A 26,782-nucleotide genomic window follows, 5' to 3' on the forward strand; every position below is an offset into this window, starting at 1 on the left:
GGTTTCACGGGACTTTTGCTTATGACCAAAAAGGATTAGTCCGTCAGGATTTGCAGCTCTTTCGGATATGTCGTCAGAACTTCTACACCCGTCTCCGTCACAAGTACATCATCCTCGATACGTACACCGCCTGCTCCGGTTACATAAATACCCGGCTCAATCGTAAATACCGTACCTTCCTCCAGAATGTCCATGTTCTGACCATGCAGTGAAGGATACTCATGCACGTCAATGCCCATTCCATGTCCAACTCTGTGCAGGAAACGTTCGCCGTATCCGGCTTCTTCCGTAACCTGGCGTGCTGCACGGTCAATATCCGCACAGGCGACACCTGGCTTAACTGCACGAATGGCAGCTTCGTTTGCTGCGAGCACAGTGTTATAGATGGTTTTAAGTTCAGGTGAAATGTCACCAAAGGCAAATGTGCGCGTAATATCTGATGCATACCCACCAGCGTAGACACCCATATCGAACATCAGCAGATCGCCATGCTGCAATTTCCGTTCACCTGGTGTGCCGTGTGGCAAGCCTGTTTTGGGGCCAGTGAGCACCATCGTATCGAAGGAAGGGCCGTCTGCACCCAGTTTCTTCATCTGGTATTCCATTTCGGCAACCAGTTCGATTTCGGTTACACCTGTACGAACGTGAGACAGTCCTTGGCGGAGCGTCTCTTCGATCAGATGAATGGCGTGGCGAATGCGAGCGACTTCATCCGGTGTTTTTTTCACACGCAAGGTGCGAAGCAAAGGGCCGACATCTTCAAAGTTGGCAGCGCCCAGCGCGGCGGTCAACTGTTCATAACGTGCGACAGTCACGTATTCTTTTTCGAGACCTACACGGCCCAGGCGTCCTTGATAACGCTCAAATAAAGCGTAAGGATTGTCCGTATCTGAATGCGTGGCAATGTTCGAGACCGAAGAAGCGGCTGCTACAGCTTCCTCGTCAAGTGCAGGCACGATCAACAGCGGATCTTCGCCGCGTGCAAGAACAAGCCCAAGGAAACGTTCATGCGGATTACTCGCAAAACCTGTTAAATAGTAAATATGCTTCGGATCTGTAATCAGCATGGCGTCCAATCCTTGCGTAGACAGACCAGCTTCCAGCCGGGATAAAGGAGTTTGATTCATTAGTTATATGTCCACCTTTCATTCATTCTATCTTTCTATTATAGAAGAATGTCGGGGAAATCCAAAATCCGTATATATTTTTTTGTTATAATACTTTAATTGTTTACTAGGGATTTTAACAACGCTAACAGTTGCTAAAAATGTACACCTATTTTTGTAGTTAAGTGGATATACTTTGTTGAATTGTGCTTAATGTATTATAGTTTTCTCAATACAATACAAAGGGGGATTAATTTGTGAAGGGAAATGTCGAAGAATTATTTCGCAATAAACTTGATATGTTTCCGCATTTGAAAAAGATAAGAGAGAGATTATGGTCTGATGATGGAAAAAGTAGAGTTTCAGTAATGGTCGGAGCAGGTTTCAGCTTGAATGCAAAAAAAATTGAAAATTCGTTTAAAGGAATGGCCGTATGGAACGATATTAAGAATGAACTAACAAATGATTTAAGTCATAGAAAAGACAAAACGAGTTCAGATGTATTGGAGATTGGAGAGTTATACGTTAAGGAATATGGAAGATCAATATTAGACGAAGCCTTAAAAAAAGCAATCCCCGATAACAATTACGAACCTGATCAGATCCATTTTGATTTGATAAGACTTCCTTGGAGTGATATCTACACCACTAATTACGATACTTTGTTAGAACGGGCAAATCATCAAGTATATGAAAGAAATTATCAAACAATATATGACATTAATGATATTCCAAACTCAGTGCAGCCACGAATCGTAAAACTCCATGGAAGTTTTCCATCGCATAGACCTTTTGTATTTACTAAGTCAGATTATGAAGCCTATCGAGTTAAGTTCAGTCCATTTGTAAATATGGTACAGCAGTCAATTATGGAGACTACGTTTGTACTTCTAGGTTTCTCAGGAGACGATCCTAACTTCACTAACTGGATATCTTGGGTTTCTCAAAACCTGGGTGACCATATGCCGAAAATTTATATGATTGGCTATGATCAAAAACATAGGGAGTCAGAACTGGAAAGTAAAGGAATAACACTAATTGACTTCAATGAAATATATAAAGATAAAATTAATCCTTATGGAGAAATGTTTAAGGATATTTTCGAATTTCTATCTTATAAGAGTAAAGAGAATAAATTAGAATGGCCCCATCGTGGCTTTAGTAATGCAGGAGATATAAAGTACAATCGATCAACTTATCCTGGCTGGGTTGTTGTTCCTGATATGATAAGAAGAAATCATTCTAAATCTCTTATCCATTATTGTCACAATATTTTTAAATCTAGAGAAAATATATTTATTGACGATGATCTTATTGATCATTTGAACGATATCTTATGGTTTTATGATATTTTTTCTATACCTTTGGATGTTTTTGTTCATCAAAAATTGAAGCAGGTTTTGGATTCTTGTAAGGGTAGTAATGAGCAATTCAATATTATTCCTATTTTATTTACTTTATTAAGAGAGGCACGTTTAGATTTTGATGATGATGAATTTGAGCAATATCAAACTTTACTGAAAAAAGAGGAACTTTATATTGAACAAAAACATCATCTCCAATATGAGTCTATAAAGTACTATGTCATACGAAATGACATATACAGGGTTTCAGCTCTTTTGAAAGATTGGATAGTAGAAGATGAACACTATGTCTGGGGAATTAAGAAGGGAATCATTTATTTAATGATAAATGATCTAGAATCCTCGAATAAACTTTTCAATAAATACATTCAATTTATAAGAAAATTGTTAATTGTTGAACCAGATAACTTTTATCTTCTTTCACTTGAAAGTGTTGTTATTCACAATCTTGAAAGGATTAATAAGGCTCAAGGTTTTTCAGCTAAGAGACTCAAAGAGCTTGAAAGAAATTATTGTGATACTAATAAAGAACTTATTCAAACGTTTTTATCTATTAGCGAACATGTTAATGATCTTGGAGTAACAGAATCAAGAGGCTTTGACCCAGGAACAAAGAGAATAGGTTCTAAATTTAATAATATACTTAGTCAAGAAGTAATTGATGCCTATGCTGCTATCCACTTGCAAGAAGAATATGGATTATATTACATCAGAACAAAGTTTGATCAAGCACTCGAGAATGTGAAAGGAATTTACCCTAACTATTCGTTTAATAAGCTTATCACGAATATAAATAAAGGTAGGATTGAAGAAATTTTCACAAGGACTTTTGTATATAATATTAAAGAGTCTCAGGTGCTTGCTCTCAAAACTATTACTATAAATGCTTTTAACCCGGCTGTATCTTCAATTATTGATATAAATTTAATTTTGGAAATAATGTCACGAGTATATTTTGTATATCCTCCGGAAATCCAACTAGAAATGGATAAAATAGTTTTAGAATTATTAAAAAGAAAAAATGGGTTTGGTATGGATCTTTCAGATAAAATAAAAAAACTAATAAAACGAATAATATTTGCTAAAAATTCAAAAGAGCGCAAAGAATTTTGTGAGAATCTAATCTTAATAGAAAATCACTCAAATCCGCTTGATTCATATTCATTTGTTGAACCGTTTTTAGTAATAATATCAATGAATCTCAATTTATCTTCTTTAAAAATTAATGTTTCAGAAGAGATTATTGAAGATTTACTGGTTAAATTACCCGATCAAATTGCATTAATTCGACTAACATTTCTTTATTTATCGGATAGCATAGACACAGAAAAAAAAGAAATATTCAGAGCAGCACTTCAGCAAATTAAAGAATCGAATAAAGAACAAGTGTTCAGTAAGTATCTTTTGCAAACTACTTTTGATCAGATTTTACAAGAGGACTCAATAGGGCAAAATGTTAATGATTTTACTTCTAAAGATATCCCCAAAATTGCTACTGCTGAAGGTATCATTATTGATAGTTCTAATTTAGTAGATTATTTTGTTGAATTTCGTATGTTATTTATTGAATTAGTTGAAAAGATGGATGAAGGACAGCTGAAAGTAATATATACTAAATGGTTCGAAAAATTTATCTTATGGTGGAATTCTAATAAAGAAGCTCTTTTCCTGACAGCTTCCAAAGAAAGGTTGTCTTTTATATGGAATGATAACCATTTTTTTGTACTTATATTATTTCTTAAAAATACACTCTTCCATAATATAAAAAGACATTATCTTGATAACGAAATATGGAATGATATCGATGACATAATAAAGGATATCAATCAAAGAGAGCCAGAATATCTGATATACTTAATTCCTTCTATTACAAAATTAGATTTAAGCTTGAAATATAATTCTTATCAATTTGCTGATTTACTATGGAGTATGCAAGGGGAAGTCTCTGTTAATGCATTGAAAAGTGTAGGAGATTATTTGATTTTTATAGATAAAGGGGAAATTGAAGGAGACAAATTACCCTTACTAAATGAAATTACTCAGATAATTAAATATGGTTTAGTGGAAAAGAAAATAGTAGCTTTCCAAACTATGGAACAATTGATCCGATTTTCACCGAGTGTTATTGATGATGAATATTGTAATTTGCTAACGAAAATCCTGAATGGCTATCTTCAGATATTTAAAAATGAGAGTGAATATCTAAGTCAGATTGATTTTGAATTACTAGGAAGCATATCTTTAGTAGTAACTCAACTCATAAATAAACGACCACAGGTAAAAAATCAATTAATTGAATGGAAAGAATATATAGTAACTCATCGGTTACCTGAGGTTAGGACAAACGCTGATCTATTAGAGTCTTAAAAAAAATGCTTGGTGAATCCAAGCATTTTTTTATAAAGAATAATCTTAGATTCTTCAAATACAGTAAACCTTCAATATTATCTTCACATCCTCTTCTGTCTGGATTCAATGAACTATGCTTAGGATAAATAGTTATTAATAAACAGTACCTTTTTAAGATAGTCAGATTAATGAGGAGATGTATTCATGAATAATCGACTAAGCGTTCCGTTATATGCTTCTTTACTCAGTATGGCTTTGCTAACTGCTTGTGCTTCGGGTGACCCAACGACAGAATCGCAGCAGACGTCACAAGGACAGGGTACAGGTCAGGGGCAGACAGCGGAAGGTGGTAATAACGATGCGAGTGGTGGGGAAGAGGAAACAGACGAAAATACTGTAATCCCTTACGAGGCTTCCGTGCTGGTCGACGGACTCAATGTACCTTGGGAGTTGGTAAGCGTGCCTGATGGACGGATGTTTGTAACAGAGCGACCAGGTACCATTCAGGTCATCGAGAACGGAGAGCTGGCATCTGAACCTCTGATTGAATTTACTGCTCCATTTAATGAAGAAGGGGAAGGTGGCTTGCTTGGACTTGCTGCTGATCCGGACTTTGATGATAACGGTTATCTGTATGCATACCATTCCTATCTGGAAGGTGGTGGTGACATTGCCAATCGGGTATTGCGCTTGAAGGTAAGTGACGGGAAGGCGACTATAGACAAGGAGCTGCTCAGTGACATTCCTGGTGGGGTGAATCACAATGGAGGACGGATCAAGATTGGCCCGGACAATCTGCTCTATATTACGACAGGTGAGCGGTATGAACCGGAGCTGGCCCAGAACGAAGATAGCTTGGGTGGCAAAATATTGCGGATTGGTCTCGACGGATCGATCCCAGAAGATAACCCTTGGCCAAATTCACCCGTGTACAGCATGGGGCATCGGAACGCACAGGGCCTGGCTTGGAACCCGAACAATGGCTATCTGTACGCTACAGAGCATGGTCAGCGTAATTTTGATGAAATTAACCGGATTGAAGCAGGTGAGAATTATGGCTGGCCAGAGGTAGAGGGAGACGATGATAATAATGGCACATATCAGGCTCCGCTTGCCCATAGTGGAGATGAAACATGGGCTCCATCAGGTGTAGCCTTTATAGAGGAAGGTCCGTGGGCCGGATCACTGCTTGCTGCCAATCTGCGGGGTGAACAACTGCTTAAAATTACTCTGTCCGAAGATGGTACACAAGTAACGCAGGTAGAGCCGATTTTTAAAGACGAGTGGGGACGTATTCGCAATGTGACTGCCGGAGAAGACGGGAAGTTATACGTGCTCACGAACAACCGGGATGGCAGGGGATCGCCACGCGATGGAGATGACCAACTGATCGTTCTGACGCCGAAACCGTAACATTTACAATAGAAAAGGGGTTGTCCCGCCATGTTCATGACGTATGGGACAGCCCCTTCGCTTCATTATTTACGTAAATATAGCTTAGGTTGCAGGGACCAATTAGTCCGCACTTTCCGCGAGTTCGGCAATGCGCCGACTCGGCTCATCGGTGTACTCGCCACCATGGTAACAAAGTACCTTCTCCAGCTTCAGGCCAAGTAATCTTTTCAAGCTGCGCAGTGCTTCAGGCATGTCCGGTGTTGCGGGTGGAGAAGGACCCACCAATTCATCATCGACCACACGTAATTCATCGGCAGCGAGCAGGAATTGTTGCTCCCGGAAGTACAAGCAGATATGTCCGGGGGTGTGTCCTGGTGTATGAATGACCTGGATACCACCTTGTAGAGGCAACATGTCACCGTCCTCTAACACTTTGGATATTTTGAACTCAGTCCGCTGTGAGATCAATTGTTCCGCCAGCTCCGCTATAGGTTCAGGTAGCAACGCTTTGCGTTCTGGCGTGAACTTGATCATGGGCTCTTTGCCCGTGATATACGGAATTTCATCGCTATGCGCCCAGATTTCCACTTCGGGAACAGCATTCACCAGGGCACCAAGATTACCAATGTGGTCAATATCGGAATGTGTTACAATAATGCGCTTGATATCAGATAGCTGAACGCCTTCATGCTCCAGTGCGGACTGAAGTTCGGCGAATTGGCCAATCATGCCTGTATCCACAAGCGTAATACCATCTTCATCGCGCAACATAACAGGATAGATCGGGTTTTTACCCGCAGGTGTGACAATATGAAGATTTAGAACCGTAATATCCATGGGTTGATTGTTCATATTTGTTTCCGGATCGAATCCGGAGCACCTCCTTTGTCGTGTATGACCATTTGCATGTATCATGTATTCGTCAGTTCTCTGGCTGATTATATTTCAAGTGTTTTCTATACTTCTTCACCGTATCCAGGGTGGATTCAAACTCTTGCTTTGCATCGTGATTTTCTCTAATAATGGAAGCATAAGAAAAGTTGGAGTGAATAAGTTTATTTCTCAGTTGAAACACTTTGGCTATTTCTTCTTCATATTTCTCTTCTCCCGTTTTCAGGGAAAGATGCTGATTTTTCAATTCAGCCTGAAGGATCTCGATATTGGATAATGAGCGGTATGCAGGAGTTTTCATCAACTGGATCGAATTAAATTTTTTTTGATACGTTTGCTGGTATAGTTGATTTAGCAGGTCTTCAATAATCGTGCATAATTCAATCGTCCATGAACTATATTTTCGCTCTTTCCGTTTTTGGGTAAGCTCACCAATCTCTTCATCGTTCCACAGTTTATCTTTTTCATACAGGGATGAGTCTATCTTTTGCTGGAGATTTTGAACTTCCTGTTCGATGAGTGCAATCTCAAGTTTCGCTTCTTTTTTCAGTTTCTTGAAGTCTTCTTTGGTTAGCATACGTATCCTCCCTATAAGACCAATATGTGTTCTTTCAATTATCTCATATTGACGTCAGTAGTGCTAAAAAAACAAGAAGACGAGAGTTCCAAAATATGAAGAACCTCTGGTTCAGAAGGGAAGTACCTGATGTCCATTCCAACAGCCATTGTTACGGGAGCCAATTCAGGCATGGGTCTGGCAACCACCATTGAACTTGCAAGGCAAGGGTATCACGTGATTATGGCATGCCGCAGTGAGAAGCGCGGACAGCAGGCACTGGAGGAGGCGCTGCGTCAGTCCGGCTCTACTGCGATTGAACTGATGCTGTGTGACCTGGGGTCACTGGAGAGCATCCGTCATTTTGCCCAATCCTTCCGTGAGCGTTACGACACACTTGACGTTCTCGTTAATAATGCGGGTGTCGTCATGTTGAAGCGTCAGGAAACCTCCGACGGTTTCGAACAAGCCATCGGTATTAACCATCTTGGACATTTCCTGCTTACCTTACTCCTGATCGAACCTTTGAAGTCTGCGAAGCAGGGGCGTATAGTGAATGTTTCGTCTGGTGCCTACAAAGCCGGGAAAATCCATTTCGAAGATCCCCATCTGCACAAAAGTTACAATCCAATCAAAAGTTACGCTCAATCGAAGCTGGCTAACGTGTTGTTCACCCGTGTTCTGGCCCGCAAATTAGCGGATACCCGAATCACGGTCAACTGCCTTCATCCCGGTGCGGTGGGTACAAGTATTGGCGTAGACCGCAATACCGGTTTTGGCACACGCATTATGGCTTTGGTGGGCAAACTACCGTTTTTCCTTTCACCTGAAGAAGGGGCACAAACGGCCATCTATCTCGCCACAAGCCCTGAAGTCGCCGGGGTAACCGGGCGTTACTTCTATCAACAAAAGGACCAGGAATTGAAAGCCCATGCGCTGGATGTCGCAGCTGCTGAGCGTTTCTGGACATGGAGCGAAGAGCAAGTCGGACTTAGACCAGAAGAAAAGTTGTAATTGTTGGCCGCTCGAAGCAAAAGGGGAAACATTCTTGGAACAGAATTAGAGGCAACCGTTTTCCATAATAACGGCTGCCTCTAACGTTAAGTTTCAGCCCATTCCTGATTAAGCGCTTAGGCTTTGGCCTTCACAGCTTGCTGAATCAGCTCAATAAATGCTTCAATGCGCTTAATGCCTTGATCGCCCTGACCGTATGCACGGACAGAGGCTGATGAGGCATTTTTCTCATTTTCCCCCAGTACAAGCGAGTAAGGCACTTTCTCCATCTGAGCTTCACGGATTTTGTAGCCTAGCTTCTCACTGCGCAAGTCTGTTTCTACTCGAATACCGGCAGCCCGCAGCTGGCTCTGAACTTGAAGCGCATAATCTGCGTAATGATCTGACACTGGCAGCAGCTTCACTTGCACGGGCGCGAGCCAGAGCGGAAACGCACCTGCATAATGTTCAGTCAGGATGCCGATGAAACGATCAATTGAACCATAGATGGCACGGTGGATCACGACAGGACGGTGTTTCAGGCTATCCTCGCCAATATAAGTGAGATCGAATTTCTCGGGCATTTGGAAATCGAGCTGAATTGTTCCGCACTGCCAGCTGCGCTTTAGTGCATCGAGAATGTGGAAGTCAATTTTCGGACCATAAAAGGCACCATCACCCTCGTTAATGCGGTATTTCACACCGCGCCGATCGAGTACATTCTGCAATGCGCTTTCTGCTTGATCCCACAGCTCTTCCGATCCCATGGAATCGTCCGGACGAGTGGACAACTCAATGTTGTATTCGAATCCAAAGATGTCGTACATGCGTCCGATCAATGAGATCGCCTGGTTGATCTCTTCCTCGATCTGCTCTGGCATCACATAGAGATGGGCATCATCCTGACAGAAAGTCCGCACCCGCATCATGCCGTTCAGAGCGCCTGAGAATTCATGGCGGTGGACCTGACCGAATTCCATCATACGAATCGGCAGTTCACGATAGGAATGGAGTGTATTTTTAAAAATCAGCATGTGTCCCGGGCAGTTCATTGGTTTCATGGCAAAAGTGGCATCGTCCACTTCCGAGAAATACATATTGTCCTTGTAATGCTCCCAGTGACCGGATTGCTCCCACAGACGGTTGTTCATCATGAGGGGAGTGCGAACTTCCTGATAGCCTTCCTGTAGTTGCAATTCACGGGAGAATTGCTCCAGTTCTGTACGCACAGTCATGCCTTTGGGCAGATAGAACGGCATACCGGGTGCTTCTTCGGAGAACATGAACAATTCAAGCTCTTTGCCCAGTTTGCGGTGATCCCGTTTTTTCGCTTCTTCCAGCATGTGCAGATGTTCATCCAATTGGGCTTTGCTCGGGAAAGCAGTGCCGTAGATGCGTTGCAGCATTTTATTATCCGAGTTGCCGCGCCAGTATGCACCAGCCACATTCAGCAGTTTGAATGCTTTGATCCGACCAGTGGAAGGAAGATGTGGGCCTCGACAGAGGTCGAAAAATTCTCCTTGGTCATAAATCGAAAGCTCAGCGTCCTCTGGTAAATCCTGAATGAGTTCAAGCTTATACGGGTCCTGAATCTCTCCAAAGATGCGAAGTGCGTCCTCCCGGCTAACTACCCGGCGGCTAATCTTTTCATTTTCTTTTATGATTTTGTTCATTTCTTGCTCAATGGCAGCCAAATCACTGATGGATAGAGCATGCTCCAGATCGACATCGTAATAGAATCCATCTTCAATGACAGGTCCGATGCCCAGCTTCACTTGTTCCGCACCGTAGATGCGTTTGAGAGCCTGCGCGAGTACATGAGCTGTGCTGTGTCGGTAACGATACAGACCTTCCGCGCTGTCTAAAGTAACGATGACGAGTTCGCAATCTTGCTCAAGCTCCCAGTCGAGATCGACATTCTTACCATTTACGATTCCGCCGATGGCTTGTTTGCCCAGACTTGTGCTGATGGATGAGGCGACCGCTCCTACAGTAATGCCTGCGTTGTAAGAACGTACAGCTCCGCCTTGCAGGCGAATTTCAATCGGATGCCCGGGTTGCTGTTGATCATTCTTCGATTGGTTGATGGATTGGCTGTTTTTATTCAGATTACTCATGTGAACCACTCTCCAATATTCAAATTTGAAGCGCAAAAAACACCCGTCCCGGAAAAGGGACGAGTGCGCTCAGCTCGTGGTTCCACCCTAATTTGGTTATGAATGCTCCTGAACACGACCAGCCGCCGCAAGCAAGAACATCATAACCCTCATTGGAATCCGTTATCGGGGATCAGGCGGTGAACTCTACTGACAGCTTTGTCGGGAATTCATGAAGAAGACCGAAAAGCTGAAGTTCGAGGTCACGGCTGCAGAGGGGTAATTCCGGTCCGTTCGCTGAAGAAGGTTTCACCAATCCCTTCTCTCTCTGGGCAGCACGCAAACGGAATCTTGTCTCTGGTCATCGCCAAATATGCAAAATCGATATCCATTGAATTGATCTTAATATCGTTGAAGTCCATATCAATATATTGGAACAGGTGTTATTGAGTGTCGATTATATAGATTGAAAATGAAAAGGTCAAGCGGAATGTTTTTTTTACCCATGTTCTGATTGTCCATCCCATATTAATCGAATGACAGTACCCTCACCAGAAGTCGATTGTACTTCAATACGGCCCTGCATCGCTTCAATTAACCCTTTTGTTACCGCCATACCAAGGCCTGATCCGACATCGGACGTACCTGTATCGGTCCCTCGGTAATATCGTTCAAACAGCCTCCAGACCAGTTCCGGGTCCATTCCTTGACCGTCATCGGCAAAATGAACACTGAACTCACCTGTCTGCTTACCCGGATGCACACTAACGGTCAGAGTTGACTCCGCTGGATTATGCAGAAGGGCATTAGCGGTCAGATTATCCACAATGCGTTCAAACGAAGGAATATGCACATGGCCGTATACCGGAACTTTCGCAGGCCGGAAAACAATACGTCCCTCGCCATATACCGGGTTGCGTTCTGCACGCTGGACGAGATCATGAAGTAGCGTATTTACGTCAGTGTCTTCCACAGGTGGCTGGTATCCACCGCTGCGCAATCGGTACGTCATGGCAAGGTCATTCACAAGTCGGTCCATATACATGGATTTATCCAGCATAATGCCCGCAAATTCTCTCACTTCTTCCGCGGACCAGCTATATTTCTGTGCTTCAAGCATATGCGCGTATCCCTGGATGGAGGATAGCGGTGTCTTGAGATCATGCGTTATTCCGGCGATCCATTCCTCACGCAGAGATTCGGTCTGTTTACGGAGCTCTTCATCTTGTTTCAATGTTGCGGATAATGCCTGCATGGAGCGAAGCACTTCGGCATACACGTGGTATTTCCGTTTCCATTTGCCATTTCGTCGCTGACTGCGAGGTATGCCGCCAATGCCTTTGGGTTCTTCATAATGTCCTTGTTCCAGTCGTTGGAGCCATTGGAGCATATGCAGCATGGGGGAACCGAAACGATTGGCGTACCATAGGGCCAGCAGAATTAGCAAAATGACAACGGATAGGATCAGCACGATGAGCACTGGGGTCAAAATGAAATTATAGGGATTTTCTTCCCCTGTAGCAGTTGGATCGACAGGTATACTGAGCATCCAGGTCGTGCCATTCTGTTCATCGTAAAAGGTTGCGATCGATATTCCATATCGATTGGGATAACGAATACGCAAAGCCAGTTCCTGTATGTTGTAACTGCTGGGAACGCCCATGGCAGGTTTATTATAAGAGACCAGCTCTTGACCGTAGGCATCCAAAATTTGCAGATAGGCACCTTTGGAACGGATGGCATCCTCTTGTTTGGGGAGAAGTATAAGCTCTCCATTGGTGTAATGACTGTCCTCACGGGCTTGATCGAGTAAGGATTTGGTCTGATTGCGTTCGCCGTACAGCAAGGTGAACATCTCGCCGTTTTTCTCCCGAATCAGCATGACGATCTGGTATGGGAACGGCTTCTTGGCCTCCCAGTAAGCGATCAGCTCTCCAGGCTTGTATTGCTTCGGAACGTCATCCGGTGTATTAAAATCATCAATGACGTAGCCTTTTTCATCCACAACTTGAAGCCATCCCTGATTTTTCTCGACCTGCTTCAGCAGCCTGGGATCATAGCGGACCGTCCCATCGGGCATGATTTCTGCGGTATTAATCAGTTGGTCAAGACCACTGGTAGCGAAGTCGTCCACCAGGCTTACTTCATTTACCTTTTGAACAACCCAATAGGTGGCTGCCGAACCCAACAGGATGATGAGAACGACTGCGCCAGCAAGCATACCGATAAATCGGGTCATTAATCTGCGACGAATACTCATGCGCGTGACACTTGGTTAGGCTGAATGAGTTTGTACCCCAGCCCCCGGACGTTGACGAGAAACGTAGGGTTAGAGGGATCAGCCTCAATCCGCTCACGAATACGGTGAATATGAACCATAACGGTGTTGTCATCGCTGATGGATTCCGAACCCCATACACGCTCATACAATTCCGATTTGGTGAAAATACGATTTGGATGCTTGCAGAAAAAGAGCAGCAGCTGGTAGACAAGAGCCGGACAGGTTACAGGCTGTCCTTCAACCTGAAGTTCACCGGCGTGTTCAAATACTTGAAAACGACCAAAATCATATACCCCTTCCTGCACGGCAGGAGATGACGAAGTTACGTCAGAAGAGGGTGGAGACGCCGTTGTAGTCGCCGCCATTTTGGTAGGTAAATAACGTTTCAGCAGTGATTTGATCCGGGCGACCACTTCCAGTGGATTAAATGGTTTAACGACATAATCATCGCCGCCAACGGCGAATCCGGTTAACTTGTCATAATCCGTTGTTTTGGCGGTCAGAAAAAGAATCGGTGCATCGGTCACCTGCCGCAGAAAGGGACAGATCTCCAGTCCGCTTTTGCCAGGCAGCATGATGTCCAGCACAATGCAGTGATAGGTTTTATTTTCGCAGGCGGTAATCGCCTCTTCTCCAGTGGTAACGGTGTCGATGTCTACAAATTGCTCTTTGAGCAGGACGGTTTTGAGCATATGTAAAATGGCTTGTTCATCATCAACTAGCAGTATGGAGACGTGATCCATGATGTGAAATGACCTCCTAGGGCTTCCTGTTTGTTTATTGCTAATCATACCATCCGAAAGGGCTATGTAGTGTGTGAGCTATCTTAACGGAATCTTAATTATGAAGCCATAGAAGACGCTACAGTTTAACTACATGTAAGGATGGGTTAGACGAAGGATAAGATTCATTCTGTACACTTAACAGGAAAGTATAACGAACACAGAAGGGATGTAGAGAATGGACAGTTTAAAAGAAGGATCTAAAATTCGTGCGAATCACTTAAATGGCGGGGGAAGTCTTCCGAAATCAGGATATGCTGCACATGAGAAGTTACAGAGCAAAAAGAGCTGGAAGTTGCTTGCCATTGCCCTTGGAGCCTGCGTGATGTTGTCTGCCTGCGGTAACAGTAACTCGATTACATCCGAGCAGGCGGAGCAGCAGTCCAAGGAACGGACGACAAATGCCAATGAAGCGAGTGAGAGTACCCATCAGGCAGAGAATTCAGGTACAGAGGTGAGCGCCATCATTACACCCGACAATTTCATCGATACGTTAATGAACGGTTCCAAGGATGCCATCTACAGTCAGATGAGTCCCGAGTTGAAGGAAGCACTAACGCTTGAACAGTTTAAATCGTCTGCGGATCAATTCCTTGAGGGCGTAACTTCCTTTGATCTAGTGGTGAATGCCAAAGTGAATCATTTAACTGAGCTCGCCTGGAAGGATCAAACAGGAGACAAAGGAATTCAAGCTTATTTTACCGAAGCAAATCAGATTGAAGGGCTGTTAATCCAACCACTGGAACCCCATGAAGATACGGATCAAACATTCACCAAAACAGAATTTCAATTCCCAATGAAGGGTGAATGGTATGTGTTCTGGGGAGGCAATGATGTGATGTCAAACTATCATTACGAGCATGAAACACAGCGCTATGCGCTAGATATCATTCGCACCAAAGCAGCTTTCAGTTACAACGGAGATGCAAAGGTGAACGAAAACTACTACGCTTTTGGTGAGCCGCTCTATGCAGCTGCGGACGGAACCGTAGTCGATATCAAGAATGATATTCCAGATAATATACCAGGTGTTATGAACCCGGAAGAACCAGCGGGTAATAATGTGGTCATTGACCATGGAAACGGAGAATACAGCATCACCGGGCACATTAAGGAAGGCAGTGTGGCCGTCAAAAAAGGGGATAAAGTCAAGCAGGGAGACCTCATTGGAGAGCTGGGTAACTCAGGTAATTCCAGTGAAGCTCATCTGCACTTCCAGGTATCGGACGGCCCGGATCTATTCACTTCCCGTTCTGTTAACATTCGTTGGGCGGATCAGAGCCAGCAGTTAACCCGGGGTAACACGATTCAAGGGTTGTCTGAGTAAATATGGATTTAAGCTGAATGTTGGGGGATGACGTCGACTTCATTCCTCCGTTATAATACCGTCATAAGATAGAATCGATCTGGATGATGGAGGAGTAGACATGAAGCTGGATAGTGTACAGATTGAGTATGCGAGTCGTGAGGACTTACCAAGGATTGTGGAGATCTATAATTCTACGATTGAGAGCCGAATGGTGACGGCGGATTTGGAGCCGGTGACCGTCGAGCAACGTATTCCGTGGTTTGAGGAGCATTCTTCCGATCATCGCCCACTCTGGGTGATGAGACTTGAGGGACAGGTTGTAGCCTGGGCTAGCCTGGGTTCATTTTATGGACGACCTGCGTACAATGGGACGGTGGAAGTCAGTGTGTATGTGGATCAGCAGTGCCGGGGAATTGGGGCTGGCGGACGTTTGCTGAACACCATTTTTGACGCTTGTCCTGCGCTTGGAATCAAGACGATTCTGGGATTTGTGTTTGGACATAATGAACCGAGTCTGGGGTTATTACGCAAGCATGGCTTTGAACAGTGGGGCTATTACCCTGAAGTGGCTGTGCTGGATGGCGTCAACCGGGATTTGGCGATTTTGGGCAAAAAAATATAGCATGTATCAAAATAAATGAAACCTCCAGATCCACAATGCGTGGATTGGAGGTTATTTTTGCTTACATCGAGTAAATAGGGGATGACTTAGGTGTGCGACACGCCAAGCCTTTGTTTAATATCCTGAATCTGTGCCAGATGACGCTCTTCATGATAGCTTGCAAAATCGACCCATTGAGCCAGATCCATCTCACCGAAAACCGGGTGAAGAAAGGACTTGCTTCGCAGCAGTTCAGACTCATGATCTTGTGCAACGTGCATCAATGCTTGATGTGAGTCTTCCAGGTCATGTCGTACATTCGCCAGCGTTTCTGGTTCCGCAGGAGGCTGGAGATGAGACGGGGCGCTGACAGAGTGGCTGCGATCCAGTGTAAGCTCATATGGTTTTTTGTCCACAGCAACGGTCTGTTCTTTCTTTAGAGCGGCGTGGGCTTGCTTCACAATGATGTTTTCCATCAAATTCAGGTGACGGAGAACTTGCATAATACTCCAGTGAGTAGGTGTGGGTTGGAGGTTCAATTGCTCTTCATTGAGTCCAGAGACGGCTTCCCAAATTTGGCTCCGAATGTCGTCATTACGAGTGAACATCGTGCGATCCTCTCCTTTAAATGAGTTCTATGATGTCAGCTTGTGTAAGTGCAGTGCCTAAAATGTGGATGCTTAATATACATCATAGAGGATATGAAAGGTGAATGCGAAGATGTGTTTGAATTACTTTGTTAGTTGAAGTTTTGTGCATGAGAATGAAGCTTTTTTTATAAATGGGTCATATGAAATCATGCCATCGCCAAAAAAGGATTGACGCTAAGTAGTGCTGGACTCTATAATCGATAACAAGTAACTTGATATGTAAGGAGTCCTGACATGATATGTTAGTAATTGACGAGGTGTATCACCATACAGCATTGCAAATATCATCGTCCGATTTATTGTACCTTATCCAACAGCTCAAGGTCAAAAAAGAAAATGAGATCGAAACGCTTAAACATAAAATTGAACAATTCGAACAAAAAAAACGTGCGGAAGAAGTGGCTTATCAGTCCTTGTCGACTGTACGCAAATGGTTCGCAGGCCGCCCTGCATCCCATCACCAGGCGGTGGAATATATGGTCCAGGTGAAGGAGCGTTTTCGCAAAATGGAACAAATCCGGCGGCGGATACGAGAACTGGACCGCATTGCTGAACGAATCAAGCATCCGGACAGCATCGAACGGGATGAAATCGAGCTTACGCCCGAAACGATCCGGGAGATTAGACAGCTTAGGGAAACGGAGGATGTATAAGCATGACTTTGGAGACGTTAAGCTCCGGGATGGATACGGTCTGGGTCGTACTGAGTGCAGCCATGATTTTGTTGATGGAGGGCGGATTCGCGCTCCTGGAGGCTGGCTTTGTACGTTATAAAAATAGCGTAAATATTATTATGAAGGTTTTCGCTGACATTACGATTGGAACGTTGCTTTTCTATGCCATCGGATTTGGCTTGATGTATGGCTCTGATGCCGGAGGTTTTGTAGGCATAACCGGATTTTTCCTCAATGGAGACTTGTCTCACCTGGATGTACCCGTTTCATTGGAAACATTCTGGCTGTTCCAGGCCGCGTTCACCATTGCCGTCATTTCCATCGTATCGGGTGCTGTAGCTGAACGGATTAACTTTCGTGCCTATCTGCTGTACATCATATTGATGACGGCAATCATTTATCCGATTGGTGGACACTGGGCATGGGGCGGCGGTTGGCTCAGCAAGCTGGGGATGCAGGATTTTGCCGGTTCCGCAGTTATTCACGCGTTGGGCGGGTTCTCTGCACTGGCTGCAGCGATTATTATTGGGCCGCGTAAAGGCAAATACACACCGCTTGGCGTGAGTGCCATTGCGCTTCCGAGCAATCTGCCGCTGGCATCTGTAGGTGCATTTCTGCTGTGGTTCGGCTGGTTTGGCTTCAATGCAGGAAGTACGCTCAGTGCGACTGATGTAAGGATCGGTCACATTGCCATCGTTACGATGTTATCTGCTGCTTCGGGCGGTGCGGCTACACTGCTTTACACCTTGTTCCGATTCAATCGTTCAGACGCACCATCGGTCATTAATGGCTCGCTGGCCGGTCTGGTCGGTATTACGGCGGGGTGTGCTTTTGTCAGTGATGTAGCTGCGATATTCATCGGGGCGGTATCTGGATTACTCATGATGGCTGCAACGAATTGGCTGGACCGCAGGCAGATTGATGACCCGGTGGGTGCGTTCCCTGTTCATGCTGTATCCGGGATGTGGGGAACGATTGCCGTGGGTTTGTTTGCAACCGATGGTGGCTTGTTCATGGGAGGTGGCTGGAGGCTGCTGGGTGTTCAGGCGCTCGGCCTCACGGCTTTGGTCGTCTGGGGATTTGTCATGACCTGGATTGGTCTGAAACTGATTGGTAAGATCGTTCCTGTCCGTTCCACGGAAGAAGAGGAAGATTTGGGTCTGGATATTAGCTATCATGGTGTAATGGCTGCACACCAGTCCCATGAATTTTTAGATGGCGAGGAGCATATTCGTGCTTTCCAGAATGATTCACCGAATCGGGATCGTTAAGAATGAACCGACTGGATAATAAGGAAGCAGACTGACACCGGATGTCAGTCTCTTTTTTTGCAAGAAGCAGGGAAAGAAGACTCAGCGGAAGAATATACAGGTGTGAACCTGAATATGTCTCACCATAGATGTATTGTCAGAAGGGGAGGATCTGTATGATTAAACCTGAACAATGTGAACGTCTGACCAGAAAAGCCCGGAAAACTCTTGAGGAGTATGGATTGGGTAATGCTGCCGATCTGCTGTTATCTTCAAGCCGTTGGGGAATTCGCCTTGATGTATCGACAATCGATGAGTATCGCAGAACAGGAAATTCACGTGTAGGTGGAAATCCGGATCTGCCGAGCAACATGAAATGGCCTTTGACACAGGACGGGGTGCCCATGACGTTCCTGGCCCAGTTGAATCTCGTGGATTTGACGCCATATACGCCTAATGATGGGCGGGGGAGTTTGCCCGAACGGGGCATGTTATACTTCTTCATTGGTGTGGATGAACCGGCTTATCATATTGAGCATCGTGTGATTTACGAGCCGGACGCTCATAACCTGATAAGGCGAGAGCCTGATGGCGAAACCGCGCTGGGTAAGGACGATTTTGTAGCACATTCGGTAACAGTGCTGCCTAATCTCGAGTTTCCTACATATGCATACATTGATTCTCTGGCTCTGAATGCAATCGCCGCCCCGCTGTCTGGTGGAACGGTAGCTGTCGAGGGGGAGGAAGGTCTATATGACCGATACCTGGAATTTGAGTCCAGCTGGAATCATCCGAGTACGCAGAACTGGGGTGGCATGTTTGGATACCCTGACGGTCAGCATCCGGATGCTGAACACCAGGCGCTGTTACAGATCGTACTTGGTGAAGAGTATACTTATGACGAGCAGGCGTGTGAGAGGAAGCTGACTGAACATTATGGCGGGGATGAGAAACGGACACAACAAGAGCTTGCTGATACCTTGCTTCTATTAAAAATTGATACGCATGACGCTATCGGTTTTCAATGGTGGGATTGTGGGGAATTGCAATTTTTCATTCGCAAGGCTGACTTGCTCGCAGGACGATTCGATCAAACGTATTGTTCGTTATATTCAAGTTGAGTTCGAGTTTGTTATCATCGGAGCAACAAAATGTCCCAAATTCCGTCTATATGGGGGAGGAGGGACTTTTTTTTGTTCATTATTGTTGGTTTTCGATCAAAGCTGGTTTATATATAAAGGGGGAATTTATGGTTGATTAGCGATCATACGTTCTATATAATGGGATAAAAAGGGAGTGTTTCAGTTGATTCAGTCTGCATTTAAACATATTGATGTGGCAGTGACATCATTAATCCATTTATGTGACCAACTGTCGGAGCAGGACTTGGCTTTGACTCCGATTGAGGGCAAACGGCCGGTCGGAGAATTGCTTTCTCATCTATCCGTCATTTGTCGTGCAGATGTACATATTTCGGAGGGAGCTTCCGAAGAAGAAATGGCTTTGTTTTACGAGGAAAATCAGCCGAATTCACTGAGTGAGATCAAAGAAGCGCTGATTGCGAATCAGATGTACCTCTATCATCGATATAGACAGTTTAATACAGAGGAATTATTACAGGTGACTGACTCCTATTGGGGAGCTTCGTACAGTCGTCTGGAGTGGCTGCTTGAGATCATGGGACATGTGTATCACCACAGGGGTCAACTGCATACGATGCTGACACTGACTGGAATAGAGCCCAATGTAGCGTTGTTTGAATAGATAGATCCAGGTCCATAATGTGAGGTTCTGCCTAAATATAGAGCAAGATTTAATAGAATACATAGAACATGTTATCCGGAACAAGCAACGGTTAAGCAAGGATTAGATCGACGATACTATATGTTAATAATAGAGATTGCGAAGTGGAAGAAAACAATACCACTGATGAGAGAGATAGATGAACCTATTCAGAAGCTGCATCGGGTTTCCATAATCGTTTCCATTATGGAGGGTACTCAGTTTACCGGAAATCCAACGTTTTTGCTTCTTTCCGAAGGCGATGATTTTCGCAGATTCATTTCCTAGTGGTATACTTTGATCAAGCAATGATTCATGGAATGGAAAGGAATAATGCCGTGGCACAGCCAGCAACCATTCTGCTTGTGGATGATGAGCAGGATATTATTAAACTGATGGAGATTTATTTTGGCAATGAAGGATACCGGGTTCTCACAGCCAGTGATGGGATCGAGGCGCTTGAGCAATTGAAGAAAGAGCCAATTGATCTGATCATTCTGGATGTCATGATGCCGAATATGGACGGAATTGAAGCATGTATGAAAATTAGGGAAGAGCAGAAAATGCCGATCATTATGCTGTCCGCCAAAAGCATGGATATGGATAAAATCACAGGGCTGAGCATCGGTGCTGATGATTATGTGACCAAGCCGTTTAACCCGCTTGAACTTGTGGCACGGGCAAAGTCACAGCTTCGCAGGTACCATACCTTCAATGAGGGCCGGGAAAGCAAGGAGCATGAGTGGGTGATTGACGATCTGGTCATCAACACCGATACGCATGAGGTCTGGGTGGATGAGCAGCCTGTTCGCTTGACTCCCCGTGAATTTGCCGTTCTGGAGCTGCTGGCGCGCCATCAAGGCTCTGTGCTGAGTATGGAGCAGATCTACAGACAGGTCTGGAAAGAAGAGTTTATGGAGTCCAACAACACAGTCATGGTGCATATCCGCAAGATTCGTGAGAAAATCGAACTCGACAGCAAACATCCCAAGTTCATACAGACGGTATGGGGTGTTGGTTATAAGATGATCAAACCACAATAAGCACGTGCGTCTATGAGGTTAATTGGATACAGAGCGTGAGCAAGGAGTTCCGAGATGAATTCAAAATTAATTAACACAGTCCGGTGGAAATTTATCTACGCATTTCTGCTGAGTGGCATTTTGACGGCGGCTATTTTGTATGGGGGCAGCAAAGTTGTACACTCCATTCTAGCGGCTCAGACCTATCCTAATTATTCGATCCCTGCAAGGGGCATCAGGTGGCTGGTGAACCATATTGGGTCGGTGCCATTAATGATTATGGTTGGCATACTTGGCTTTGTGCTGTTCTTTTTCCTGTTCACGCGCAGGGTGATGCTGGTTCTGGACGAGATTACGGCGGGAATTCAGGAAGTTGCCAAAGGGGAGCTGTCTCATCGGATCGAAGTGAAGACATCGGATGAATTTGGCGTTGTGGCTGCCAGTGTTAATCAGATGGCTGAACAATTGCAGCTGTCATTGCAGGAGGAGCGCAGCGCAGTTGCTGCCAAAAATGAATTGATTACAGGCATTTCTCATGATTTGAGGACGCCGCTGACCTCCATTCTCGGATTTTTGGAATACATAGAGAAAGATCGATACCAGGATGAAATTGAGATGCGCTATTACGTAAGTATTGCGTACGAGAAATCCTTAACATTGAGGAAGCTGATCGACGATTTGTTCGAATATACCCGTGTCAGTGGTGGTAGCTTACCCTTGTCATTGACTTCCTTGAACCTGAATCCATTCCTGATGCAGCTTGCGGAGGAGTTCGCTCCGATGCTGGAAGAAGCGGGTATGACATACAAGATCATTGGTGGACAAGAACCTTTATGGATTCAGGCCGCTCCTGGCGAGCTTGTTCGTGCGTATGAGAACCTGTTCAGTAACGCGATCCGTTATGGGGCACAGGGTAAAGTGATGGAGATTGCGTTGTCTCTTGAAGGTGAAGAAGCTGTGGTGAGCATTAGCAATTATGGTGAACCCATTCCGGCGCAGGATTTGCCGCACTTATTCGATCGATTCTACCGGGTGGACAAATCCCGCTCTCGCGACACAGGCGGCACCGGACTGGGGCTGGCTATTGCCAAATCCATGATTGAATTACATCGCGGGAGTATCACTGCCTACAGTGAACAGGGCCGGACCGATTTTGTTACGCGTTTTCCGGTGACTGCTCCTCCGATGAACAGAGACACAGAGGAACGGTAACCTGGCAGAATCCTCTTCTTATATAAGAGAGTTTGCTTGATTCAGCATCTATGCTAAATGCTTAATTAAGAAAATGATAAGAAGTTACCCACTTCCTCATTAAGAAATATTCGGTATTCTTAACCTCAATCGTACACATGAACTGCAAAATTGAGGAGGATACCGAATATGAGATTATTATTACGTACAGTCAGATTGAGCTACATATATATTTGCGGAGCAAGCGCGTTACTTAGCGTAGCGCTCCTATTTGTCGTTTATCACATGTTACGTTTTGCCCACCATCATATCCTATCGGAGACAACAGAAATAACTCGCATTATGTACTGGGTGATAAACCATATCGGTACAACGCCATTGGTTATATTCATCGGTGGGGGTATGTTTGCGTTGTTTTTTTGGATTCGATCCCAGAAGATTGCAGATGACCTCAAGGTGATTGGTCGTGGAACTCATGAACTGGCCAATGGCCGAATTCCAGCACAGATTGAAGTGTTAAACGGAGGAGAGCTGCGACAGATTGCCGCGGATCTGAATGACGTTGCGATACGTATACAATCGGAGCGCTTGAACAGTTCAGACCAAGAGTGGACAGATCGAGAGCCGAGAGACGAAGAATGGTTCAGTTCTAGTATGTATATGTATGGCAATGAAAGTAGCCGGCAACAAATGGCGTCAGAAAGTGAGAGAAGCCATAAGCAACGTATTCAAGAAGAATTGGTTGGATCACAATCTGGTCGCATAAGTGCCGATCTACCGATTAAACTGACTCTCTACGGTGTTCGTTCTTCTCTTGATACGATTATAGAAGGACGCTGCCGGGATGAAGCGGAGATTCAGCACTGGGTCAGACTGGCGTATGAACAGACGTTAAGGCTGGAGCTTGCTCTGGATTCTATGGAAATGAAGCCACAGGAACATTCAGGCTCCAATCTACATGTATTTAGGGAGCCTGAATGTTGAAATCCAGTATAAGGCGCGGAATTTATCACATATTTGATGCCTCTGTAGTCATCGTTATTTTGCTAGCGGTCGGCTACATCTATATTGTTACTTACGGCCAAGGTGTACTTCGCAATCATCCTGAGGCCATTTCGGTGGCCTCTTCTACCATCATTACCAATGCGGATGGATCAGAAATTTCGAGATTACAAGTACAAACCAAGGGATATGCGGAGTATGCCGATTTGAAGGATATGCCCGATCTGTTAAAGCAGGCGTTTCTGGCTACAGAAGATCGACGTTTCTATAATCATGATGGACTGGATTTTATCGGGATTGGCAGGGCGGTTGTGCAGGATGTTTTACATATGAACCTGAGTCAGGGAGGCAGCTCGATTACACAGCAACTGGCCAGAAATCTGTACTTGAACGGAGATAAAACGCTGGTTCGCAAGGTGAATGAAATGTCGATTGCCATGGCGATGGAAAAGAGATTTACCAAGGAAGAGCTATTGGAGCTGTATTTGAATCATATTTATATGGGACGCCAGCAATATGGGGTTAAAGCCGCGGCGTGGCGCTACTTCGGGATCAAGGATTTACATCAGCTGGAGATCTGGCAAATGGCTACGCTGGCCGGAATTCCGAAGGGACCTTCCATATACAATCCGGTGGATCGGGAAGACCTGTCCAAAGAGAGGCGTTCTGTAGTTCTTGGCATCATGCATGAGCAAGGAATTATTACCAAGAAACAGATGGAGGCAGCACGAAGTGTGGACTATACCCCGCCAAATTCAACATCTGCATCGACTTCAGGCTCAACAGCGCCTGCCTACGTGTCTGCCTTGGATGCGGTAATCGAGGAGGCTTCCCGTCTGACAGGCAAGAGTGGAGCAGAGATTCAATCCGCAGGCTGGACCATTCGTACGGGATTGGATGATCAAGCGCAGCTGGCGATGGAGCACGCATTCCGTGAATCTTCCCGGTTCACCGATGATCGTGAGGATGAGCAAGTGCAGGCGAGTATGGTCATACTGGACCAGCATAACGGTGAAGTCAAAGCGATGATGGGTGGACGTGACCCTGTAAAAGGAGGCATTAACCGGGCAACCACGGATGCAAGGCAACCTGGTTCTGCATTTAAGCCTATTATTGCATACGGACCTGCATTGGAATCTGGTCGGTTTAAGCCAGAGAGCATGCTGCCTGATCAACGCATGAAATATGGGAGTTATCAACCAAGCAACTTGGGCGGGCGTTACAGAGGTACAGTTACGATGTCGCAAGCCATTGAAAACTCCATTAATGCTCCGGCCGTATGGCTGCTGCATGAGACAGGACTGGGACGCGCACATCAATTTGCAGGTCGATTGGGCATTGAACTGGGCAAGGAGGATCTTAATCTGTCGATCGCTTTGGGTGGTTTGCATAAAGGGGTGTCTCCACTAAAAATGGCCCAGGCATATTCCGTGTTTGCCAATAACGGCAAGTTCAATACGGCGCATCTAATTCGTGAAATTACGGATTCACGCGGTCGGACAATCTATGCTTTTAAGCCAGACAACAAGCAGGTGATCTCCAACAGTACGGCGACGACCATGACCGGCATGCTCCAAGATGTGGTCAGTCAAGGAACAGGTAGCCGGGCACAGCTGAGTCGGTACAAGGTAGCGGGGAAGACAGGAACAACGCAGGCTGCATTACCTGGTGTAACCAAGGAGGCGAACAGGGATCTATGGTTTGTAGGATATACCAGCAAGTGGACAGCTGCAGTCTGGATGGGATTTGATCGTACGGATGCAGAGCATTATATGAGATCTGGAAGTGGTGTGGCGGCGGATTTATTTGCGTCGGTGATGAAGCGTGCTTTGCCATAAAAGAGAATGGTTTACCGTACACCAATGGACAAGGATTGTCCAACAGACATGGGGAGTTCTTTTTTATGGATTGTACAGTTATCACACAAATGGATACAAGGATGAAAACAAAACACTGCAAAATTTGATGATAACGGCTCAACATTGGTTGGAAATATAGAAGACCCGTGAAGGACAGCGTTTACCCTGTCTCCAACAGGCCTTTATCGTTTTAGTTTAGTGATAATATATTCTTCTGCTGTGTTAGGATTTTGCTCGCAATGATTCAGGTATACGACGAATCATCTGGTTCAACACCTCGGACAATACAAGTCCGATCGCGATGGCACCGGATAACATGAGTGCTTTGGCAGCCATCTCCATGGCTGCACCGTAATCATTTTGCACAAAATTACGCATCGCATTGTAAGCCAGTCCACCGGGGACGAGCGGAATGATACCTGCCACGCTAAAGATAATGACGGGCGCGCGAAACATGCGGGAGAACAGCTGGCTGATGACACCTACCGCGATGGTCGCTGCCAGGGTAGCAGGAACAGCATCCGCAGCATATTCGAGCACAATATAGATGATCCAGCCGATCATGCCGACAAATCCACCGTGAAGCAGCATGCGCCGAGGAGCGTTGAAAATAATACCGAATGCGGCCGAGGCAACAAAGCTGGTCAGGGCCTGTTCAATAAAATGAAGCATAACCTGCAACTCCTCCATCTTACGTAAAAAGTGAAAAAACAACAGCAATGCCGGTACCGATCGCAAAAGCCGTCAGAAACGCCTCGGCTCCCTTGGATAACCCGGACACAAGATGCCCGGCCATCAGGTCACGCACAGCATTGGTAATCAGCAGTCCCGGTACCAGGGGCATGACTGAGCCAATAATGATTTTGTCCCGTTCATGACCCGCGCCCATATACACAAGCAAAAAGGCGAGCAGACCGATGACAAATGAAGCTGTCAGCTCGGCAAAAAATTTCACGAGTACCAGCCGATGGAAGGCAATGACCGCTGCATAGCCAATACCACCGCAGAGTACCGCAGGGAGAAAGTCGACCCAGCCTCCACCAAACATAATGGTAAAGCACCCACTGGATAATGCCGCCGCCGTAAGCCGCACAACTGCAGAATAGGAGGAGGGCTGTCCCTCAATTTGTTGTAACAATGCATAGGCATCCTCAACGGACAATTCACCTTGTCCAATACGCCGGGAAACGGCATTCACTTCGGATACCTTGTGCAAATCTGTGGTTCGTTCAGAGATCCGTATCAGCTTGGCAGGCTCGGTTGCATCAACCGAGAAGAAGATACCTGTGGGCACAACATAACTGTGCGAATGGGGAAGGCCCAGCGCGGCAGCCATGCGTTTCATCGTATCTTCCACACGATAGGTCTCACCGCCGCTTTGCAGCATGATTTTGCCTGCCAATAGACAGATTGCAATCACGCGGGATTGTTCAGTATGATTTGTCCCAACCAGCTCCGTCTCAGACTGAGGCACGGGTGGAGGATCATGAGGGATATATTCCAACCGGATCAAGCTCCGTTCATATGAGATAAGGCTTGGTGCCGACACCATTGTATCATATTTCACACGTTAGCAAGGAAACATACCGCACGAACTAAAGGAAGTCATTCAGGTTGCAGAGATTAATG

General features: G+C 45.2%; 23 protein-coding genes. 14 read left to right on the plus strand and 9 right to left on the minus strand.

Annotated elements, in window-relative coordinates; all coding sequences use genetic code 11:
- Window positions 1-35 precede the first annotated feature (35 nt).
- Window positions 36-1,127: a M24 family metallopeptidase gene (locus AC4PM4_RS09090; protein WP_491613384.1), complete on the minus strand. Its 1,092-nt coding sequence runs from the start codon at window positions 1,125-1,127 to the stop codon at window positions 36-38.
- Window positions 1,128-1,363: 236 nt separating this feature from the next.
- Between AC4PM4_RS09090 and AC4PM4_RS09095 the strand changes: the two genes are divergently transcribed.
- Window positions 1,364-4,837: an SIR2 family NAD-dependent protein deacylase gene (locus AC4PM4_RS09095; protein WP_491613385.1), complete on the plus strand. Its 3,474-nt coding sequence runs from the start codon at window positions 1,364-1,366 to the stop codon at window positions 4,835-4,837.
- A 186-nt stretch (window positions 4,838-5,023) separates the two neighbouring features.
- Window positions 5,024-6,232, plus strand: a complete 1,209-nt coding sequence (locus AC4PM4_RS09100; RefSeq protein WP_491613386.1) for a PQQ-dependent sugar dehydrogenase — start codon at window positions 5,024-5,026, stop codon at window positions 6,230-6,232.
- Between the two features lie 102 nt (window positions 6,233-6,334).
- On the opposite strand, the gene AC4PM4_RS09105 is transcribed toward AC4PM4_RS09100, so the two are convergent.
- Window positions 6,335-7,066: an MBL fold metallo-hydrolase gene (locus AC4PM4_RS09105; RefSeq protein WP_072734250.1), complete on the minus strand. Its 732-nt coding sequence runs from the start codon at window positions 7,064-7,066 to the stop codon at window positions 6,335-6,337.
- A gap of 70 nt (window positions 7,067-7,136) precedes the next feature.
- Window positions 7,137-7,682, minus strand: coding sequence for a hypothetical protein (locus AC4PM4_RS09110; protein ID WP_491613387.1), 546 nt, complete (start codon window positions 7,680-7,682; stop codon window positions 7,137-7,139).
- Between the two features lie 129 nt (window positions 7,683-7,811).
- On the opposite strand from AC4PM4_RS09110, the gene AC4PM4_RS09115 reads away from it, so the two are divergent.
- A complete protein-coding gene (locus AC4PM4_RS09115) occupies window positions 7,812-8,675 on the plus strand; it encodes an SDR family oxidoreductase (RefSeq protein ID WP_491613388.1) in 864 nt (287 codons plus the stop codon).
- Between the two features lie 116 nt (window positions 8,676-8,791).
- Here AC4PM4_RS09115 and thrS read toward each other — a convergent pair whose 3' ends face one another.
- From thrS to AC4PM4_RS09130, 3 genes are all read right to left on the minus strand, one after another.
- Window positions 8,792-10,771 (minus strand): threonine--tRNA ligase, encoded by a 1,980-nt coding sequence (gene thrS, locus AC4PM4_RS09120; RefSeq protein ID WP_491613389.1) that lies wholly within the window; start codon window positions 10,769-10,771, stop codon window positions 8,792-8,794.
- 478 nt (window positions 10,772-11,249) lie between these two features.
- Window positions 11,250-13,010, minus strand: a complete 1,761-nt coding sequence (locus AC4PM4_RS09125; RefSeq protein WP_491613390.1) for a sensor histidine kinase — start codon at window positions 13,008-13,010, stop codon at window positions 11,250-11,252.
- Window positions 13,007-13,774, minus strand: a complete 768-nt coding sequence (locus tag AC4PM4_RS09130; protein WP_274570079.1) for a response regulator transcription factor — start codon at window positions 13,772-13,774, stop codon at window positions 13,007-13,009. The genes AC4PM4_RS09125 and AC4PM4_RS09130 overlap by 4 nt, the downstream gene beginning before the upstream one ends.
- A gap of 217 nt (window positions 13,775-13,991) precedes the next feature.
- On the opposite strand from AC4PM4_RS09130, the gene AC4PM4_RS09135 reads away from it, so the two are divergent.
- Window positions 13,992-15,140: a M23 family metallopeptidase gene (locus tag AC4PM4_RS09135; RefSeq protein ID WP_274570080.1), complete on the plus strand. Its 1,149-nt coding sequence runs from the start codon at window positions 13,992-13,994 to the stop codon at window positions 15,138-15,140.
- Between the two features lie 100 nt (window positions 15,141-15,240).
- On the plus strand, window positions 15,241-15,744 hold the full coding sequence (locus AC4PM4_RS09140; protein ID WP_063564362.1) for a GNAT family N-acetyltransferase: 504 nt from the start codon (window positions 15,241-15,243) through the stop codon (window positions 15,742-15,744).
- Between the two features lie 86 nt (window positions 15,745-15,830).
- On the opposite strand, the gene AC4PM4_RS09145 is transcribed toward AC4PM4_RS09140, so the two are convergent.
- On the minus strand, window positions 15,831-16,331 hold the full coding sequence (locus AC4PM4_RS09145; RefSeq protein WP_175383772.1) for a DinB family protein: 501 nt from the start codon (window positions 16,329-16,331) through the stop codon (window positions 15,831-15,833).
- 281 nt (window positions 16,332-16,612) lie between these two features.
- On the opposite strand from AC4PM4_RS09145, the gene AC4PM4_RS09150 reads away from it, so the two are divergent.
- The 9 genes from AC4PM4_RS09150 to AC4PM4_RS09190 all read left to right on the plus strand — a co-directional run bounded on the left by AC4PM4_RS09150 (window position 16,613) and on the right by AC4PM4_RS09190 (window position 25,132).
- A complete protein-coding gene (locus AC4PM4_RS09150; protein ID WP_063564360.1) occupies window positions 16,613-17,026 on the plus strand; it encodes a hypothetical protein in 414 nt (137 codons plus the stop codon).
- 2 nt (window positions 17,027-17,028) lie between these two features.
- The gene (locus tag AC4PM4_RS09155) at window positions 17,029-18,318 is read left to right on the plus strand and encodes an ammonium transporter (RefSeq protein WP_079695329.1); all 1,290 of its coding nucleotides are present in this window, start codon (window positions 17,029-17,031) and stop codon (window positions 18,316-18,318) included.
- 155 nt (window positions 18,319-18,473) lie between these two features.
- Complete coding sequence (locus AC4PM4_RS09160) at window positions 18,474-19,418, plus strand: DUF1963 domain-containing protein (RefSeq protein WP_063564358.1); 945 nt, start codon at window positions 18,474-18,476, stop codon at window positions 19,416-19,418.
- Between the two features lie 175 nt (window positions 19,419-19,593).
- The gene (locus AC4PM4_RS09165; RefSeq protein WP_491613391.1) at window positions 19,594-20,061 is read left to right on the plus strand and encodes a DinB family protein; all 468 of its coding nucleotides are present in this window, start codon (window positions 19,594-19,596) and stop codon (window positions 20,059-20,061) included.
- A 120-nt stretch (window positions 20,062-20,181) separates the two neighbouring features.
- Window positions 20,182-20,367, plus strand: a complete 186-nt coding sequence (locus tag AC4PM4_RS09170; protein ID WP_079695332.1) for a hypothetical protein — start codon at window positions 20,182-20,184, stop codon at window positions 20,365-20,367.
- 32 nt (window positions 20,368-20,399) lie between these two features.
- Window positions 20,400-21,122 (plus strand): response regulator transcription factor, encoded by a 723-nt coding sequence (locus AC4PM4_RS09175; RefSeq protein ID WP_063564620.1) that lies wholly within the window; start codon window positions 20,400-20,402, stop codon window positions 21,120-21,122.
- 54 nt (window positions 21,123-21,176) lie between these two features.
- Window positions 21,177-22,313, plus strand: a complete 1,137-nt coding sequence (locus AC4PM4_RS09180; protein WP_491613392.1) for a sensor histidine kinase — start codon at window positions 21,177-21,179, stop codon at window positions 22,311-22,313.
- Window positions 22,314-22,481: 168 nt separating this feature from the next.
- Window positions 22,482-23,276 (plus strand): hypothetical protein, encoded by a 795-nt coding sequence (locus AC4PM4_RS09185; RefSeq protein ID WP_488731260.1) that lies wholly within the window; start codon window positions 22,482-22,484, stop codon window positions 23,274-23,276.
- Entirely contained in the window at window positions 23,270-25,132 is a 1,863-nt protein-coding gene (locus AC4PM4_RS09190; protein ID WP_491613393.1) for a transglycosylase domain-containing protein, read from the plus strand. The genes AC4PM4_RS09185 and AC4PM4_RS09190 overlap by 7 nt, the downstream gene beginning before the upstream one ends.
- Window positions 25,133-25,375: 243 nt before the next feature.
- Here AC4PM4_RS09190 and AC4PM4_RS09195 read toward each other — a convergent pair whose 3' ends face one another.
- Both AC4PM4_RS09195 and AC4PM4_RS09200 read right to left on the minus strand, forming a co-directional pair.
- Window positions 25,376-25,825 (minus strand): threonine/serine exporter family protein, encoded by a 450-nt coding sequence (locus AC4PM4_RS09195; RefSeq protein WP_063564353.1) that lies wholly within the window; start codon window positions 25,823-25,825, stop codon window positions 25,376-25,378.
- A gap of 19 nt (window positions 25,826-25,844) precedes the next feature.
- The gene (locus tag AC4PM4_RS09200; protein ID WP_231952780.1) at window positions 25,845-26,540 is read right to left on the minus strand and encodes a threonine/serine exporter family protein; all 696 of its coding nucleotides are present in this window, start codon (window positions 26,538-26,540) and stop codon (window positions 25,845-25,847) included.
- Between the last annotated feature and the right edge of the window lie 242 nt (window positions 26,541-26,782).

It is taken from the genome of Paenibacillus sp. MDV22-iso6, assembly GCF_058408365.1.

Excerpts from the sequence above, each read along its gene's own strand:
- AC4PM4_RS09155 (WP_079695329.1), top strand. The coding sequence starts at position 17,029 with ATGACTTTGGAGACGTTAAGCTCCGGGATGGATACGGTCTGGGTCGTA.
- AC4PM4_RS09180 (WP_491613392.1), top strand. The coding sequence starts at position 21,177 with ATGAATTCAAAATTAATTAACACAGTCCGGTGGAAATTTATCTACGCA.
- AC4PM4_RS09130 (WP_274570079.1), bottom strand. The coding sequence starts at position 13,774 with ATGGATCACGTCTCCATACTGCTAGTTGATGATGAACAAGCCATTTTA.
- AC4PM4_RS09090 (WP_491613384.1), bottom strand. The coding sequence starts at position 1,127 with ATGAATCAAACTCCTTTATCCCGGCTGGAAGCTGGTCTGTCTACGCAA.
- AC4PM4_RS09185 (WP_488731260.1), top strand. The coding sequence starts at position 22,482 with ATGAGATTATTATTACGTACAGTCAGATTGAGCTACATATATATTTGC.
- AC4PM4_RS09200 (WP_231952780.1), bottom strand. The coding sequence starts at position 26,540 with ATGCTGCAAAGCGGCGGTGAGACCTATCGTGTGGAAGATACGATGAAA.
- AC4PM4_RS09115 (WP_491613388.1), top strand. The coding sequence starts at position 7,812 with ATGTCCATTCCAACAGCCATTGTTACGGGAGCCAATTCAGGCATGGGT.
- AC4PM4_RS09125 (WP_491613390.1), bottom strand. The coding sequence starts at position 13,010 with ATGAGTATTCGTCGCAGATTAATGACCCGATTTATCGGTATGCTTGCT.
- AC4PM4_RS09105 (WP_072734250.1), bottom strand. The coding sequence starts at position 7,066 with ATGAACAATCAACCCATGGATATTACGGTTCTAAATCTTCATATTGTC.
- AC4PM4_RS09150 (WP_063564360.1), top strand. The coding sequence starts at position 16,613 with ATGTTAGTAATTGACGAGGTGTATCACCATACAGCATTGCAAATATCA.
- AC4PM4_RS09110 (WP_491613387.1), bottom strand. The coding sequence starts at position 7,682 with ATGCTAACCAAAGAAGACTTCAAGAAACTGAAAAAAGAAGCGAAACTT.
- AC4PM4_RS09190 (WP_491613393.1), top strand. The coding sequence starts at position 23,270 with ATGTTGAAATCCAGTATAAGGCGCGGAATTTATCACATATTTGATGCC.
- AC4PM4_RS09195 (WP_063564353.1), bottom strand. The coding sequence starts at position 25,825 with ATGCTTCATTTTATTGAACAGGCCCTGACCAGCTTTGTTGCCTCGGCC.
- AC4PM4_RS09135 (WP_274570080.1), top strand. The coding sequence starts at position 13,992 with ATGGACAGTTTAAAAGAAGGATCTAAAATTCGTGCGAATCACTTAAAT.
- AC4PM4_RS09170 (WP_079695332.1), top strand. The coding sequence starts at position 20,182 with ATGTTAATAATAGAGATTGCGAAGTGGAAGAAAACAATACCACTGATG.
- AC4PM4_RS09145 (WP_175383772.1), bottom strand. The coding sequence starts at position 16,331 with ATGTTCACTCGTAATGACGACATTCGGAGCCAAATTTGGGAAGCCGTC.
- AC4PM4_RS09160 (WP_063564358.1), top strand. The coding sequence starts at position 18,474 with ATGATTAAACCTGAACAATGTGAACGTCTGACCAGAAAAGCCCGGAAA.
- AC4PM4_RS09140 (WP_063564362.1), top strand. The coding sequence starts at position 15,241 with ATGAAGCTGGATAGTGTACAGATTGAGTATGCGAGTCGTGAGGACTTA.
- AC4PM4_RS09175 (WP_063564620.1), top strand. The coding sequence starts at position 20,400 with ATGGAAAGGAATAATGCCGTGGCACAGCCAGCAACCATTCTGCTTGTG.
- thrS (WP_491613389.1), bottom strand. The coding sequence starts at position 10,771 with ATGAGTAATCTGAATAAAAACAGCCAATCCATCAACCAATCGAAGAAT.
- AC4PM4_RS09100 (WP_491613386.1), top strand. The coding sequence starts at position 5,024 with ATGAATAATCGACTAAGCGTTCCGTTATATGCTTCTTTACTCAGTATG.